A 14,626-nucleotide genomic window follows, 5' to 3' on the forward strand; every position below is an offset into this window, starting at 1 on the left:
AGTTGAAAATTCAAGGTAAGGTGCGGGGCGCCTGCGTAGACTCGGCAACAGTTGAGTTAATAAAGAGGCGAATCATGACCGTTTTACATAGCGCAGATTTCTTCCCGGAAGGGAATTACGCCATCGCCATTGAGCCGCGCGTGCCGCAGCAGGCATTTCCGGAGCACCATCATGATTTCCATGAGATTGTGTTAGTGGAACAAGGTTCTGGCATTCATGTGTTTAATGGTCAACCACAGGCTTTATCCGCAGGATGCGTGTGCTTCGTGCGCGATCACGATCGCCATCTTTATGAGCAAACGGAGAATTTATGTCTGACCAACGTGCTGTATCGCAGTCCGGCGGCATTCCGTTTTCTCTCGGGTTTGCAGGAACTCCTGCCGCGCGAAGAAGAGGACCACTACGCGTCGCACTGGCGCATTAATCACAAGGTAATGGCGCAGGCGCTGCAAATCGTTACGCAGATGAAGCAGCAAGATGCATGGTCGTTGGAACGGCACGCACGTCAGGAGCAACTTTTTCTGCAACTGTTGGTGTTGTTGCGCGAAGCGGCTCACAACGATCAATCACAGGATCAGGAAGCCCGCTTGCATCGGTTGCTCGACTGGCTCAATGAGCACTACAGTGAAGAGATTGTGTGGGATGCCTTAGCCGATCGTTTTTCATTGTCGCTGCGTACCCTGCACCGCCAGATGAAGCAGCAAACCGGCAATACACCGCAGCGTTACCTGAATCGGCTTCGCCTGTTACAGGCGCGGCATTTACTGCGTCATAGCGATATGCGCATAACAGACATTGCCTACCAGTGCGGATTTGGTGACAGCAACCACTTCTCCACGCTGTTCCGGCGAGAATTTGGCTGCGCGCCCAGAGCGGAGCGCCAGCAGATGCTATAACGGGAGCGTTTCCTCATGTCGCTGATTTTAACGCGCGAAGACTATTTTCCGTCCACCAATCTGCCGATTGCTGTGGCCGAGCGCATGCCGCAGCCCTCCTTCCCTCCGCACCGTCATGAATTCAGTGAAATCGTTATCGTCTGGCGCGGCAACGGCCTGCATGTGTTGAACGATCGTCCATGGTTGATAACCTGCGGCGACGTTTTTTACATTCACGATAACGACTGCCACAGCTACGACAGCGTCAACGACCTGGCGCTGGATAACATTCTTTACTGCCGCGATCGCTTTCGTCTTGGCCTTGACTGGAGCCAGTTGCTGCCGCCGCAAGAAGAAGATTCGCCGGGCTGCTGGCGTTTGACCACACGCGGGATGGCGTTAGCGCGTGGCGTGATTAGCCAACTTGAGCGCGAGAGCCGCAAAAGTGATTCGCTATCGATTCAACTCTCCGAAGCGCTGTTTTTGCAACTCGCGCTGATTTTGCGTCGTCACGGTTATGCTGCCGATCGGCCCTGGGCATTGCCTGAAGGTGAGCAACTGGATCTGCTGATGTCGGCGCTGCAAGGTGCCATCAGCCGTCCATTCGATTTGGCGGTGTTTTGCCAGCAGAATCAGTTAAGCGAGCGCGCGTTAAAACAGCTGTTTCGCCAGCAAACCGGTATGACCGTGGGACACTATTTGCGGCAGCTCCAGCTGTGCCAGGCGAAGTATCTGCTACGTACACAGGATTGCTTAATCAGTGAAGTGGCCGCGCGTTGCGGTTTCGATGACAGTAACTACTTTTCGGTGGTGTTTACGCGGGAAACCGGTTTAACGCCGAGTGCGTGGCGGCAGCGCTTCCTGCCGCATCGCGAACTCTCATCTGAGAAAGTTAAAGCCTGACGCGAGGTGTGCGTCAGGCCTTTTATTAGTTTGCTAATCCTAATCCTACAATGTTGGCGGCAATTATAATCACCACACAACCCAGTGACAGCACGCGCACAGGGCGTTGACCCGCTGACTTCCACTCTTTCAGCACCAGACCAACCAAGCCACCGCACAGCACGTAGAGACTCATATGCAGCATCCAGCTGACAAAGTCATACTGTGCTGGGATTTTGGCGTGGCCCCAGGCGTAGAAGAAGAACTGCAGATACCACATGGTGCCGCCCAGCACGGCAAACGCGATATTGGCCAGCAGCATCGGTTTGGCGACGGAGAAATCACGGCGAACAGAGAGATCGGTTTTTACTGCCAGACGGATAAAGCAATAAGCCAGATTGACTAATGCACCGCCGCCCATGATCACCACATAGCTTGGCAACGCCACATACAACGGATTGATACCCAGATTGGCTGCGGCTTCATGCATCGGCTTGGCGGCATCCATCGCAAATGACATGCCAGCGGAGAAGATGCCGCACATCACCGCCAGAATCAGACCTTTCTTCAGATTGAACTCTTCGGCGTTGATGCCAAGCGCCCGCTCTTTTAACAGACCGGCACGTGAAACAATCGCCACACCAATCAACGCAACAAATACGCCGAGCAGCGTCATACGTCCACCGGTTGAGTTGAATAGCTCAACAAAGCGTCCCTGCAGCAGCGGCGTCATTAAGGTGCCCACCACTAAGGTGATACCGATGGCAATCCCGATGCCCATCGACATACCGAGGTAGCGCATGGTCAACCCGTAGTTGATGTTTCCGATGCCCCACATGGCACCAAACAGAAACACCGGCATTAGTTGAGAGAAACTAAAGCTGCCGTAATACGCCCAGAAGTTCGGCAGTAATACCGCACTGACTGCCCAGGGAAGAATCAGCCACGACATAATGCCGCCTACCGACCACATCGTTTCCCAGGACCACTTTTTCACCTGCTTAAATGGAGCATAAAAACAGGCGGCACTGGCGGCACCCACCAGATGCCAGAAAATACCTGCAATGATGGCACTGTTCATTGTTATTCCTTCGTAAGGTTGAGGCCAACAGGAAACCGGCGGTTTCCCGATTACCGGCAGTCTACGGTGGGCAGCTTTTCGTCAGCCTTTGGATGGCTGCCGGAAAGCGGAGGTTGCTGGCAAAATTCGGTGGGTCGTCAACATAAGGATCACAAAATCGCATTTGCAGGTAGATCACGAGGTGTTTTTTATAAGTCGCTTATTATTCAGCATATTTTTCTATTGTGCTGTGTCGAACAGCACAGTTTTTGATTCACTGCCACTGCAACAGTTAACATGGCAGTCACACAAAGCCGCGCACCAGACTTTCCCCGCAGGCGTTTAATCCGTATAACGTTGGGAAAATCATCAGGACGAAGGATTGAGATGAATACCAAGAGATTGCGGCTACTGCTGTCACAATCAGTGAGCCGCGTGATGCTGGATGACATCCGCGCCATCGTGCCAGCGCAGGCGCTTAACGTCTTTATTAATGGATTAGATGAGACGCACTACGCCACGCTGGATTGCGTGCAGAGCGAAGAGAATTGCGCCCTGCTGGCGTCGGTGATTGTGGTGTGGCGCCAACTGGGTCACATTCATGCGATTCATTATCAGAAAGGTGAGCATCTTCGTCAGGTCGATGACGCCACGCAATTCCAGCTGTTCAGTATGATGAAAACCCATCGCGCGATCGTGCAGATCGCTTAACTCTCGGGATGACTATGAAAATCGGACTGCTTTTCCCTATTGCCATCATCATTGCTGGCGTCAGTTTTTTGGCGTGGTTTATTGCCAGCGGCGCGGCGATGCCGGGTTCCTGACATTTATTTAACATACGTTGAATCGCCTCTAAGCCGCTGAAAGCGCGGCATTTCGCCAGGAATGCTGCGTCTGTCGTGCTGTTCTTCCCTTCTTTGCCACCCTTCAAGTCGCATTGGCAATAGCAAAAAGGTGCAATACCGCGATCTGTTTCACTCTGCACTTCACAAAACTTTAACGAAACCGATCGCGGAGAACCTGCAGATGACAACACACCATCAACATTACATTAATGGCGCGTTTGTTGCCGATCAGAACGACAAGTGGATAGAAGTAATTAATCCGGCAACCGAGGCGTTACTGTCACGCGTGCCGGAAGGCAGCAAACACGATGCCGCGCAGGCCATCGACGCTGCTGAAGTGGCGCAGCCGGATTGGGAAGCACTTCCTGCCGTGGAACGCGGCAACTGGCTGCGTAAAATTGCCGTTGCTATTCGTCAACGTGAGCCGGAACTGACCGCCACTATCGTCGCCGAAGGCGGAAAAACCCAGGGGCTGGCGCAAACTGAAGTGCTGTTTACCGCCGATTATCTTGAGTACATGGCCGAATGGGCACGTCGTTATGATGGCGAGATCATTAACAGCGATCGTCCTAACGAAAACATCTTCGTGTTCAAGAAAGCCATTGGTGTCACCACCGGCATTCTGCCATGGAACTTCCCCTTCTTCCTGATTGCACGTAAAGCCGCGCCCGCGCTGGTAACCGGTAATACCATTGTTATCAAGCCCAGTGAGCTGACGCCTAACAATGCGGCGATTTTTGCGCAAATCATCCATGAAATTGGTCTGCCAAAAGGCGTGATCAACTTTGTTTACGGCTATGGCCCAGAGATTGGTCAGGAGCTGGCAGGCAACCCGAAAGTCGGTCTGGTCAGTTTGACCGGCAGCGTCAACGCCGGTATCGCCACTATGGAAGCTGCTGCGAAAAACGTCACCAAAGTCTCGCTTGAATTGGGCGGAAAAGCGCCGGCTATCGTGATGGATGATGCTGACCTCGATCTTGCGGTCAAAGCAATCGTCAGCTCCCGTGTGATCAACACCGGACAGGTTTGTAACTGTGCTGAGCGCGTTTACGTGCAGGAAGGCATTTACGACCGCTTTATCAGTGCCCTGACCACCGCCATGCAGCAGGTGAAGTTCGGTAATCCGGCCGAGCAGAATGATATTGATATGGGTCCGCTGATCACGGCGGCTGCGCTAGAGCGCGTTGAGCAGAAAGTGGCGAACGCGGTCGCAGATGGCGGGAAAGTAGTGCTGGGCGGCAAGCGTGCAGGCAGCAAAGGATTCTATTTCGAGCCAACTATCATCACGGGCGTGCGTCAGGATATGGAGATCATGCAGCAAGAGATTTTTGGTCCGGTGCTGCCAGTGATGACCTTTAAAACTCTTGATGAAGCCGTAGCGCTGGCGAATGACTGTGAATACGGTCTGACTTCATCGATTTACACCCAAAACCTCAACACCGCGATGGTTGCCCTGCGTAAGTTGAAGTTTGGCGAAACCTACATCAACCGCGAGAATTTCGAGGCGATGCAAGGTTTCCATGCGGGCTGGCGTAAATCGGGCATTGGCGGTGCCGATGGCCGTCACGGTTTGGAAGAGTTTTTGCAGACACACGTGGCGTATTTGCAGTTCTCGTAATGTCGCCATTTATGGCGACCAGGTGCGCATCCCTGCGCACCTGAAATCGTTAAGAAACCCGCTTCTGGCTGCGCAGCAGCGCCAGGCCGCTTAATACCGACATCGCCATCAGATAATAGCCGGGTGCCAGGCTGGTACCCGTCGCGCTAATCAGCAGTGTACAAATCAGCGGTGCAAAGCCACCAAACACCGTCACCGCCACGTTATAGCTGATCGCCATGCCACTGGCTCGCGTACCAATCGGGAACAGATCCGCCATCACTGATGGCACTGTTGAGAAGTAGATCGACTTCAGCAGCGCCATCCAGCACACCAGCAAAATCAGGGTGGTCGGCGTGGTGTGATCAACCACCAGCTTAAATGCCGGATAGATGGTAACGATCAGCAGAATCAACGATCCCCACATCAGCGGCACGCGTCCTACGCGCTCTGCCCATAACCCCATGATTGGCGTGACCACCGTCAGAATCACGCCCGCCAACAAGGTGGCGGTAAACGCTACGCTGCCTGACAAGTGCAGATTTTTAGTGGCGTAAGTCGGCACGTAGTTGAGCATGTAGTTCACCGCAGTCGAGATCACCATCAGGCCGATTGCTAACAGCATCAACTCCTTCTGGCGGCCAAACAGACTTTTTAGCGGTGCGGCTTCCGGTTTGTGCTCAGCAAAGCTCGCTGGTTCATGCACGTGACGTCGGATATAGATCCCCAGCGGACCAATCAGCAGACCGAAGGCGAACGGAATGCGCCATCCCCAATCCTGAATCTGGCTTTCGCTGAGAATCTGCGTCAATCCAAGGCCAAACGCCGACGCCATTAACGTACTGGCGCCCTGCGTGGCGAACTGCCAGCTGGCGATAAAGGCTTTGCGCTCCGGAAAATGCTCAACCAGGAACGCCGTCGAGCTGCCAAATTCACCGCCGGCAGAGAAACCCTGCACCAGACGCGCCAGCAAAATCAGCAGTGGCGCCATCAGGCCAATGCTGCTGTAGCTCGGCATAAAGGTGATGACTGCACCGCCGAGCATCATCAGGTTAATCGATAACAGCAGCGCTTTTTTACGTCCGTGGCGATCGGCATAGTTGCCCAGCACAATCGCGCCGAGCGGACGAATCAGGAATGACACGCCAAAACTACCAAAGGTCAGCAACATCGAGACCGACGGATCGCTGGTGGGAAAGAAGGCATGCGCAATGTAGCTGGCAAAAAAGCCGTACACAGCGATATCAAACCACTCCAGCGCATTACCGATACAGGTGGCGAACAGCGTTTTGTGCAGATTGGGTTTTGCCGCGCTCAACGGCATCGCCGTATTCAATGTACTCATTGGCCACCTCCTACGTGCGCACGATGCTGCGCCACCAGTTCCGTTCCCTGCTCGCCGAGATCCCACAGCAGACGCGTCATGATCTGCAAACCTTCGCGGGCAATCGATTTCAACATATGCTCGTTAACGCCATGCTGGCCGCAGGCCGGATACGAATGCGGAACCCACAAGGTGGGCAAGCCGAGAATGTCAGAGAACACTTCATTGGGCAGCGAACCGCCGAGGTTAGGCAGCAGCGCCGGTTTCTTGCCGCTGGTTTCCGCCATGCTGCTAAGAACCCAATTGACCAGCGGATCGGTGGGATCAAGGCGTGTCGCGGGCGATCCGCGCATAAACTCCACGTCCACATAGTCAAAACCGTGCTCTTGCAGATGGGCGCGCACATGCTGGGCGAGGTTTTCCCAATCGGTGCCCACCACAAAACGCAGCTGACAAACCGCCGTAGCACTGCCCGGAATGGCATTCATTGGACGTGCCGGATTGCCGGTGAGGAATGACAACACTTCCAGCGTGTTCCAGCCATACAGGCGTTCGGTTGGCGTCAGTCCAGGCTCGCCCCAGTTCACGTCAATGTCGGGATCGCCCGGCATGCCGCCGACTTCGATATCGCCGAGAATATCGCGCACCTGCGGCGTCAGAGAGTTAGGTTTCAGCGCCTCAACCTGCAACACGCCCTGTGCGTTGACTAGCGAGGCGATGGCGTTGGCCAATTGTGTACCCGGATTGCTCAACAATCCGCCCCAGTTGCCGGAGTGATAAGCGTTGTCACGCGCGTTGACGGTCAAACGGAAGTTAACCGCGCCGCGTGAGCCCAGGAACAGCGTGGGACGAATCGCGTTGAGGCGCGGACCATCTGAGGCAATAAACAGATCGGCTTGCAGCAGCTCGCCATGCTGCTGGCACAACTGCGCCAGTCCCGGCGAGCTGATCTCCTCGCCCATCTCGAACAGCATTTTGCAGTTGAAGCCCAGGCTTCCGCCGCGCAACTGATACACCTGCTCCAGCGCCGCCAGATTGACAGAGTGCTGGCCTTTGTTATCGGCGCTGCCGCGCGCATACCAGCGATCGCCCTCTTCAACCATCTGCCACGGCGATAAGCCGTCGCGCCAGTTTTCATCGTCGCCAAACACCACATCGCCGTGACCATAGCTGAGCAAGGTTGGCAGCTGCGGATTTTCAATGCGTACCGCCACGAGGAACGGTCGATTAGCGGCTTCCGGGTTGTCGATGAAGTGCAAAGTAAAGCCCAGTGCAATCAGCTGCGGGCCGATCTCATCCTGCAAATAACGCTGTAGCTCGCTGTCACGATCCTCGCGCTGGCTTTCGGTGCGTTGCGCCACACGACGCGCCAAAATACGTTGAAATTCCCCGCTGTCAAAATAAGCGGTGGCCTGTTGAACCGCCTGTTGTGCTGTCATGTTTGCCCTGTCTTTTATTGTTTTGTCGTTAATTCATCTTTGCGGAAACGCTGCTTTGCCACAATTATCAATTTATCGAGTAAGATTTGCTTTTATTGCAAAGCTAGCCTGCCCGATTTCGAGGCATGCACCACCATGAGGCACCCGCATGTTAAGCAGTGAAATCCGCTATTTTCTCGCCGTCGCCAATACCGGCTCGCTCAGCGCCGCCAGCGAACAGCTGTTTGTGGCGGTGTCGGCGATCAGTCGACAAATTCAGCGACTGGAGAATCAGGTTGGCGTGCCGCTGTTTGCACGTCATGCGCGCGGCATGGTGTTGAATGAAGCGGGCGAGATTTTCGCGCATCACGTACGTAAGAACCTGCTGGATATGGAGTACGCGCTGGCGGAGATTAAGGGGCTAAAAGCGGTGCGCCGCACGCTGATCCGCGTGGCCTGCACCGATGGGCTGGCGTTTACGCTGCTACCCCGTTTGATCGCGGATTTTCGCAATGACAATCCGGGCGTGCTGTTTGATGTGAAAGTCGCCAGCACCCAAGGCGTGGCGGAAGCACTGCGCAACGGCGAGTGTGACGTAGCGCTGCAGTTTAGTCTGCACGCTGAACGCGGTGTCGAAGTGATGGGTTCGTGGCCGGCACCGGTATTAATCGTTATGCATCAAACGCATCCGCTGGCGACTGCGCCGCAGGTCACGCTCGCCGATCTCAGCCACTATCCGCTGGCCTTGCCGCAGCAAAACACCACCGTGCGGCAACTGTTCGAACTCGCCAGCCACATGAATGGCAGCCTGGTCGAGCCAGTGATGACCTGCGATACCTTTTCGATGCTGTTTCAATTTTTGCTACGTACGCCGCAGGCGGTGACGATTTGCAGCGCCTTCACCGTGCTGCAGGAGGCTGAAACGCACGGTTTTATTTTGCGCTCGGTAGGCATCGATCAGCTGAGCCAGCGCACTTTGCAGCTGCAGACGCAATCAGGGCGACCTCGCAGTGCCGCCCTGAATGTGTTTCTCTCTTTTTTACTGAAACAGCTGGACGCGTTAGAGGAACCGCTGCGCCAGCGCTGGAAGCCGTAACTCAGTTCTTGATATCCACCGGATAGAAGATGTGTTTACCGAACGGATCGACCTGATAACCGCTCACCGACTTGCGTACCGGCTCAAAGATGGTTGAGTGAGCAATCATCACTGCGGGCATTTGGTCATGCATGATCTGCTGCGCTTGCTGATACAGCGCCACGCGTTTGTCGTGATTCTGCTCGGCACGCGCTTCGGTGATGATCTTCTCGAACGGCTGATAACACCATTTCGATGAGTTGGAGCCGCCATTCGCTGAGGTGCAACTGTAGAGCGGACCGAAGAAGTTATCCGGATCGCCGGTCGCGGTGGTCCAGCCCATCAGCGCCGCCTGATGCTCGCCGCCTTTCACGCGCTTAAGGTATTCGCCCCACTCATAGCTGACGATATTGGCTTTGATGCCTACTTTGGCCCAGTCCGCCTGAATCATCTCCGCCATACGTCGCGCGTTCGGATTATAGGGTCGCTGAACTGGCATCGCCCACAAGGCGATTTCGGTGCCTGGCTTAATTCCCGCTTCATGCAGCAGCGCTTTGGCTTTCTGCGGATCGTAGTCGTAATCCTTCAGATCTTTATCCGCACTCCACACGTCCGGCGGCAGGATATTTTTCGCCACCGTGCCGGTGCCTTTAAAGATGGCATCGATAATCGCTTGCTTGTTGATCGCCATCGCCAGCGCCTGGCGCACCTTCACGTTATCCAGCGGCGCTTTGGTGGTGTTGAATGATAGGAAACCGGTATTCAGGCCCGATTTCTGTTGCAGCGTTAAATCGGGATTGGTGCGCATCTTCTCCAGATCGGCCGGATTGGGGAACGGCATAATCTGGCACTCGTTTTTTTCCAGCTTGGCGTAACGCACTGAGGCGTCCGGCGTGATGGAGAAGACAATGCGATCGAGTTTCGCCTTGCCTTGCCAGTATTCCGGGAAGGCTTTGTAGAGGATGCGTGAATCTTTTTGATACTGCACCAGCTCAAACGGTCCGGTGCCAATCGGTTCCATATCGACCTTTTCTGGCGTGCCGGCTTTTAGCATCTGATCGGCGTATTCAGCCGAATGGATCGAGGCAAAATACCACGCCAAATCGGCGAGGAATGGCGCTTCAGCGTGAGCTAAAGTGATGCGCACGGTATTGTCATCGACTTTCTCAATGCTGGTGATCAGCTTGGCCAGCTCAAGGCTTTCGAAGTTGGCGTAGTTACCGCCGGAGACATTGTGGTACGGGTTTTTGGGGTCCATCTGGCGCATAAACGAGAAGATTACGTCGTCGGCGTTGAAATCGCGCGATGGCTTAAACAGTTTGTTGCTCTGGAATTTCACCCCTTTGCGCAGATGGAATGTGTAGACCTTGCCATCCGGGCTGATATCCCAGCTCTCGGCGAGGCTGGGCACCAGTTCGGTGGTGCCGGGCGTGAAGTCCACCAGGCGGTTAAAAATCGGCACTGCGCTGGCATCGACGCTGGTTCCCGAGGTGTACAACTGCGGGTTGAAGTTCTCTGGCGATCCCTCAGAACAGTAAACCAGCGTTTTTGCCGAAACCCCGCCCGCGACCGCCAAGCCGATTGCCGTGAGAGTGAGATTTGCCATCATTTTTTTCATCATGATCCTCGCTTTTTATTGACTTCCATGAGTCTGCTTCGTTATTTAATGTTCATCTGATTAATAAATAACATGATTTAACCAGCACGCGTACTACAGACGCCGCAATGCTAATAAGGAATTGTGATGACAGACCAACTTGCCAGCCAATTGACCCAGCGTTTCTACCGTTATCTGGCGGTTTCCAGCCAGAGCGATGCCAAATCAACCACGCTGCCGAGTACGCCGTCCCAACATGCGATGGCGGAGTTACTGGCAAAGGAGCTGGGCGAACTGGGATTACAGGATATTGTGATTGACCAGCACGCCACGGTCACGGCGGTGAAACCCGGCAATCGCCCTGATGCGCCGCGCATCGGTTTTATCACCCATATCGATACCGTGGATGTCGGACTCTCGCCGGATATCCATCCGCAAACCCTCACGTTCACCGGTGAAGATCTGTGCCTCAACAGCACGCAGGACATCTGGCTGCGCGTGGCGGAACATCCGGAAATCAAACCCTATCTTGGTCAGGAGATTATCTTCAGCGACGGTACCAGCGTGCTGGGCGCCGACAACAAAGCCGCCGTAACGGTGGTGATGACGCTGCTGGAGAACCTGCGCAGCGATCACGGTGATATCGTGGTGGCGTTTGTGCCCGATGAAGAGATTGGTCTGCGCGGCGCTAAAGCGCTCGATCTGGAGCAGCGCTTTAACGTCGATTTCGCCTGGACTATCGACTGCTGCGAATTGGGTGAAGTGGTGTATGAAAACTTCAATGCCGCCGCCGCTGAGCTGGTGTTTACCGGCGTGCCGGCGCATCCGATGTCGGGCAAAGGCGTGTTAGTCAATCCGCTGCTGATGGCACATGACTTCATCTCGCGCTTTGATCGCTTAAAAACTCCCGAACATACCGAAGGCCGCGAAGGCTATATCTGGTTTAACGATATGAATGCCAACGCCAGCCGCGCGGTGTTGAAAGCCTCAATTCGTGATTTTGATTTGCAGGGTTTTGACGCGAAAAAACAGCAATTAGTGGAAGTGGCCGACGAAATTGCCGCGCGTTATCCCACCGGCCATGTGGCGCTGACGATTAACGACACTTACAGCAATATCAGTAATGCGATTGGTGAGGATCGTCGCGCGATTGATTTGATTTTTGCCGCGCTGCAGCAGGTGGGCGTGGAGCCGAAAGTGATCCCGATGCGCGGCGGCACCGACGGCGCAGCGCTGTCGGCGAAAGGATTACTGACGCCGAACTTCTTCACCGGCGCGCACAATTTCCATTCGCGCTTTGAATTTTTACCGGTTCCCTCGTTTGTGAAGTCGTATCAGGTGGCAGAAGCGCTGTGTTATTTAGCGGCGAAATAAAAGAAAAAGGTCGTCATAAATGACGACACCAACTCGTGCGGGCGCTGACACATCTGCTGCGTCACGGGCCGTCCTCGCGCCGCTAGCGCGGTGCCTTCGGCTTCCACGTTGTGCCAACGGACCGTTCGCGGATCGGCCGTCCTGGCCGACCCCGAACTGCCTCACGCATCCATGCGTGAGGCTCCTGGCCCAACGTAAAAGCCTCAGCGCTGCGAATAGCCCTTTTGCCGCAGCAGACGTGCCAGCGCCTCTCAAAATTGAGACGTTTTCAACAACATGCACGGAAGCTAAGAAGCAGGCCGGGGCCACTTTTGGGCAGGCAATCCGCAGCGCTGAACGAAGCGAGGAAGCCAGGAGAGCCCGCAGGACGCGGGCGAAAGGCGGAGCCGGGACATGGAAGTCCCGTCTCCGCCGGTCCGTCAGGCAGACGAACGAAGTGAAGGAACCGCGTAAGCGGCGCGAGGACCGCCGGACCAAAAGTGGCCCCGGCCTGCGCAAACACCGTTGGTTAAACCGGCAAGCATTACGCGACCTGTTTTACGTTATTTGCTCGCTGAAACATCAATCCCAGGGAAGAATTTCGCTGCCAACTTGGTAACGGTGCCATCGGTTTGCACTTTGGTGATTGCCGCATCCAGCTCTTGTTTCAGTTTGGCATCGCCTTTACGCAGGCCAAAACCAATACCGGTACCGAGAATGGTGTCATCTTCCACCGGCTTGCCGACAAAGGCGAAACCTTTACCCTGCGGCTTTTCGAGGAAGCCTGATTGACCCGCCGCAGACATCACCAGCGTGCCATCAAGACGACCCGCAACCATGTCGTTGTAAACCTGGTTCTGATCCTGATAAGAAGTCACCGTAACGCCCTGCGCTTCCCAGTGTTTCTTGGCATAGGTTTCCTGAATCGAACCCTGCAGCACACCGATGTTTTTGCCTTTCAGTGATTCGGCGGTTGGCAGCAGCTTCTCGCCCTCTTTCACGATCAGCATGGTTGGAATGCGGTAGATCGGCTTAGTGAAGTCGATGCTTTTTGCACGCGCTTCGGTGATGTTCATCGCGGAGTTGATGGCATCAAATTTTTTCGCCTGCAGAGCCGGAATCAGCGCATCGAAGCTGCTTTCCACCCATTTACAGTCGAAGTTACCTACCTGACAAATCGCTTTACCCAGTTCGATATCGAAACCTTCCAGTTCGCCCTGCGCGTTGCGGCTCTCAAATGGCGGATACTGTGATTCCAGACCATAGCGTAAGGTTTCCTGCGCCAGCGCGTGCGCCGAGGTCAGCATGCCCAGAGCGACAAACAGTGCGTTCAATTTTTTCATTATATTTACCCCTAAGTTACCCTTTGACCTGGCAGAGCGCTTCTGCACCGGCCTGAAGTGTTGCGTCGTCTTTTGCGAATGACAGGCGAATTAATTTATTGTCAGTGCCGTCCATATAAAACGCCGACAACGGAATGGTGGCCACACCGTGATCGACGATGAGACGTTTTACCATTTCGCTATCACTTTCGTCACTGAAATGTCCGTAGCTGGCCAACATAAAGAACGAACCGGCGCTCGGCAGCAGCTTAAATGGCGAATCCTGCATCAACGTCAGCAGGCGATCGCGTTTTTCCTGATAGAACGGCGACAGCTGCAGATAGTTCTGCGGGTTTTGCAGATAGTGAGCAAAACCGACCTGCATCGGCGTATCGGCGGCGTACATCATGAACTGATGCACTTTGACAATCTCTTCCATCAGCGCTGCCGGTGCCAGCGCATAACCCAAACGCCAGCCGGTTACGTGGAAGGTTTTGCCGAAGGATGAAACCACCACGCTGCGCTGCGCCAGCTCAGGATGCGTTGCCATGCCGCAGTGCTTACGGCCATCAAACAGAATATGTTCGTAGACTTCGTCAGACAGCACCACGATATCGGTGTTGCGCGTCAACGCGGCTAACTGATCCAGATCCGCCGCTGACAGCACCTGCGCGCTGGGATTGTGCGGCGTATTGATGATGATCATGCGGGTGCGCGGCGTAATAGTGGCGCGCAGTTCATCCCAGTTGATAGCGAAATCAGGTACCTGCAACTTCAGGCCAATTGGCGTAGCGCCTTGCAGGCGCACCACCGGCGCGTAGCTGTCAAAAGCCGGTTCGAAGAAAATCACTTCATCACCCGCATGCACCAGCGCGGAAATCGCCATATAAATGCCCTGACTGGCGCTGCCGGTGATCAGCACTTCGCTGCCGGCATCATATTGCTGGCCATACAACGTGTGCACTTTCTCCGCCAGCGCTTCACGCAGTGACGGCAGTCCGGTCATCGAGGCGTATTGGTTATGACCGTCGCGCATCGCCTTACTCACCAGCTCAACCAGGTGCGGATCGCATGGGAAGTTCGGTGCGCCCTGCGACAGGTTGATGGCTTTGTGTTGCGCCGACAGCTGGCCGATGACGCTAAAAATCGTCGTGCCGACATCGGGCTGTTTGGAAGAGATGTTAACACTGCTATTCAGGGTCATCGGTGCCTCGTGAGGTTGCATAACCACGTATCGAAAGTAGATTTCTATTCAACGGCGTGCGGCTTGAGTCGACA

Annotated in this window: 13 protein-coding genes; 7 read left to right on the forward strand and 6 right to left on the reverse strand. The window is 54.8% G+C overall.

Annotated features, from left to right (window positions below; translation table 11 throughout):
- The first annotated feature begins 74 nt into the window (after positions 1-74).
- Together rhaS and rhaR are read left to right on the forward strand one after the other, a co-directional pair.
- Complete coding sequence (gene rhaS / locus VIJ98_RS09895) at positions 75-896, forward strand: HTH-type transcriptional activator RhaS (protein WP_008108870.1); 822 nt, start codon at positions 75-77, stop codon at positions 894-896.
- A 15-nt stretch (positions 897-911) separates the two neighbouring features.
- Positions 912-1,778 (forward strand): HTH-type transcriptional activator RhaR, encoded by an 867-nt coding sequence (gene rhaR / locus VIJ98_RS09900; protein ID WP_323273732.1) that lies wholly within the window; start codon positions 912-914, stop codon positions 1,776-1,778.
- A gap of 25 nt (positions 1,779-1,803) precedes the next feature.
- Here the strand turns inward: rhaR and rhaT are convergent, their stop codons facing one another.
- Positions 1,804-2,838 (reverse strand): L-rhamnose/proton symporter RhaT, encoded by a 1,035-nt coding sequence (gene rhaT, locus VIJ98_RS09905; protein WP_008108866.1) that lies wholly within the window; start codon positions 2,836-2,838, stop codon positions 1,804-1,806.
- A 366-nt stretch (positions 2,839-3,204) separates the two neighbouring features.
- Between rhaT and VIJ98_RS09910 the strand changes: the two genes are divergently transcribed.
- The 3 genes from VIJ98_RS09910 (at position 3,205) to aldA (ending at position 5,280) form a co-directional block, all read left to right on the forward strand.
- Positions 3,205-3,528, forward strand: coding sequence for a hypothetical protein (locus tag VIJ98_RS09910; RefSeq protein ID WP_008108864.1), 324 nt, complete (start codon positions 3,205-3,207; stop codon positions 3,526-3,528).
- 14 nt (positions 3,529-3,542) lie between these two features.
- Positions 3,543-3,641, forward strand: a complete 99-nt coding sequence (locus VIJ98_RS09915; protein WP_008108862.1) for a YoaK family small membrane protein — start codon at positions 3,543-3,545, stop codon at positions 3,639-3,641.
- A 202-nt stretch (positions 3,642-3,843) separates the two neighbouring features.
- On the forward strand, positions 3,844-5,280 hold the full coding sequence (aldA, locus tag VIJ98_RS09920; RefSeq protein ID WP_323273734.1) for an aldehyde dehydrogenase: 1,437 nt from the start codon (positions 3,844-3,846) through the stop codon (positions 5,278-5,280).
- Positions 5,281-5,329: 49 nt separating this feature from the next.
- Here aldA and VIJ98_RS09925 read toward each other — a convergent pair whose 3' ends face one another.
- Together VIJ98_RS09925 and VIJ98_RS09930 are read right to left on the reverse strand one after the other, a co-directional pair.
- Complete coding sequence (locus tag VIJ98_RS09925; protein WP_061718833.1) at positions 5,330-6,604, reverse strand: MFS transporter; 1,275 nt, start codon at positions 6,602-6,604, stop codon at positions 5,330-5,332.
- Positions 6,601-8,022 carry a M20 family metallopeptidase gene (locus tag VIJ98_RS09930; RefSeq protein ID WP_323273736.1) on the reverse strand — a complete coding sequence of 474 codons (1,422 nt, stop codon included), beginning with the start codon at positions 8,020-8,022 and terminating at the stop codon, positions 6,601-6,603. Before VIJ98_RS09930 ends, VIJ98_RS09925 begins: the two co-directional genes overlap by 4 nt.
- Before the next feature lie 148 nt (positions 8,023-8,170).
- Between VIJ98_RS09930 and VIJ98_RS09935 the strand changes: the two genes are divergently transcribed.
- Positions 8,171-9,097 (forward strand): LysR family transcriptional regulator, encoded by a 927-nt coding sequence (locus tag VIJ98_RS09935; protein WP_323273738.1) that lies wholly within the window; start codon positions 8,171-8,173, stop codon positions 9,095-9,097.
- A gap of 1 nt (position 9,098) precedes the next feature.
- Here VIJ98_RS09935 and VIJ98_RS09940 read toward each other — a convergent pair whose 3' ends face one another.
- Positions 9,099-10,694 carry an ABC transporter substrate-binding protein gene (locus VIJ98_RS09940; RefSeq protein WP_323275810.1) on the reverse strand — a complete coding sequence of 532 codons (1,596 nt, stop codon included), beginning with the start codon at positions 10,692-10,694 and terminating at the stop codon, positions 9,099-9,101.
- A 126-nt stretch (positions 10,695-10,820) separates the two neighbouring features.
- Here VIJ98_RS09940 and pepT point away from each other — a divergent pair, with 126 nt between their 5' ends.
- Complete coding sequence (gene pepT, locus VIJ98_RS09945; RefSeq protein ID WP_323273739.1) at positions 10,821-12,047, forward strand: peptidase T; 1,227 nt, start codon at positions 10,821-10,823, stop codon at positions 12,045-12,047.
- A gap of 542 nt (positions 12,048-12,589) precedes the next feature.
- Here pepT and VIJ98_RS09950 read toward each other — a convergent pair.
- Both VIJ98_RS09950 and VIJ98_RS09955 read right to left on the reverse strand, forming a co-directional pair.
- A complete protein-coding gene (locus VIJ98_RS09950) occupies positions 12,590-13,369 on the reverse strand; it encodes a transporter substrate-binding domain-containing protein (protein WP_061718829.1) in 780 nt (259 codons plus the stop codon).
- A gap of 16 nt (positions 13,370-13,385) precedes the next feature.
- Positions 13,386-14,552 carry a methionine aminotransferase gene (locus VIJ98_RS09955; RefSeq protein ID WP_323273741.1) on the reverse strand — a complete coding sequence of 389 codons (1,167 nt, stop codon included), beginning with the start codon at positions 14,550-14,552 and terminating at the stop codon, positions 13,386-13,388.
- Positions 14,553-14,626 lie beyond the last annotated feature (74 nt).

It is taken from the genome of Pantoea sp. S18, from assembly GCF_045689705.1.
GTDB lineage: Bacteria > Pseudomonadota > Gammaproteobacteria > Enterobacterales > Enterobacteriaceae > Pantoea > Pantoea symbiotica.

Bases quoted from the DNA above. Each gene is read 5' to 3' on its own strand.
- rhaS (WP_008108870.1), top strand. From the start codon at position 75: ATGACCGTTTTACATAGCGCAGATTTCTTCCCGGAAGGGAATTACGCC.
- rhaR (WP_323273732.1), top strand. From the start codon at position 912: ATGTCGCTGATTTTAACGCGCGAAGACTATTTTCCGTCCACCAATCTG.
- rhaT (WP_008108866.1), bottom strand. From the start codon at position 2,838: ATGAACAGTGCCATCATTGCAGGTATTTTCTGGCATCTGGTGGGTGCC.
- VIJ98_RS09910 (WP_008108864.1), top strand. From the start codon at position 3,205: ATGAATACCAAGAGATTGCGGCTACTGCTGTCACAATCAGTGAGCCGC.
- VIJ98_RS09915 (WP_008108862.1), top strand. From the start codon at position 3,543: ATGAAAATCGGACTGCTTTTCCCTATTGCCATCATCATTGCTGGCGTC.
- aldA (WP_323273734.1), top strand. From the start codon at position 3,844: ATGACAACACACCATCAACATTACATTAATGGCGCGTTTGTTGCCGAT.
- VIJ98_RS09925 (WP_061718833.1), bottom strand. From the start codon at position 6,604: ATGAGTACATTGAATACGGCGATGCCGTTGAGCGCGGCAAAACCCAAT.
- VIJ98_RS09930 (WP_323273736.1), bottom strand. From the start codon at position 8,022: ATGACAGCACAACAGGCGGTTCAACAGGCCACCGCTTATTTTGACAGC.
- VIJ98_RS09935 (WP_323273738.1), top strand. From the start codon at position 8,171: ATGTTAAGCAGTGAAATCCGCTATTTTCTCGCCGTCGCCAATACCGGC.
- VIJ98_RS09940 (WP_323275810.1), bottom strand. From the start codon at position 10,694: ATGAAAAAAATGATGGCAAATCTCACTCTCACGGCAATCGGCTTGGCG.
- pepT (WP_323273739.1), top strand. From the start codon at position 10,821: ATGACAGACCAACTTGCCAGCCAATTGACCCAGCGTTTCTACCGTTAT.
- VIJ98_RS09950 (WP_061718829.1), bottom strand. From the start codon at position 13,369: ATGAAAAAATTGAACGCACTGTTTGTCGCTCTGGGCATGCTGACCTCG.
- VIJ98_RS09955 (WP_323273741.1), bottom strand. From the start codon at position 14,552: ATGACCCTGAATAGCAGTGTTAACATCTCTTCCAAACAGCCCGATGTC.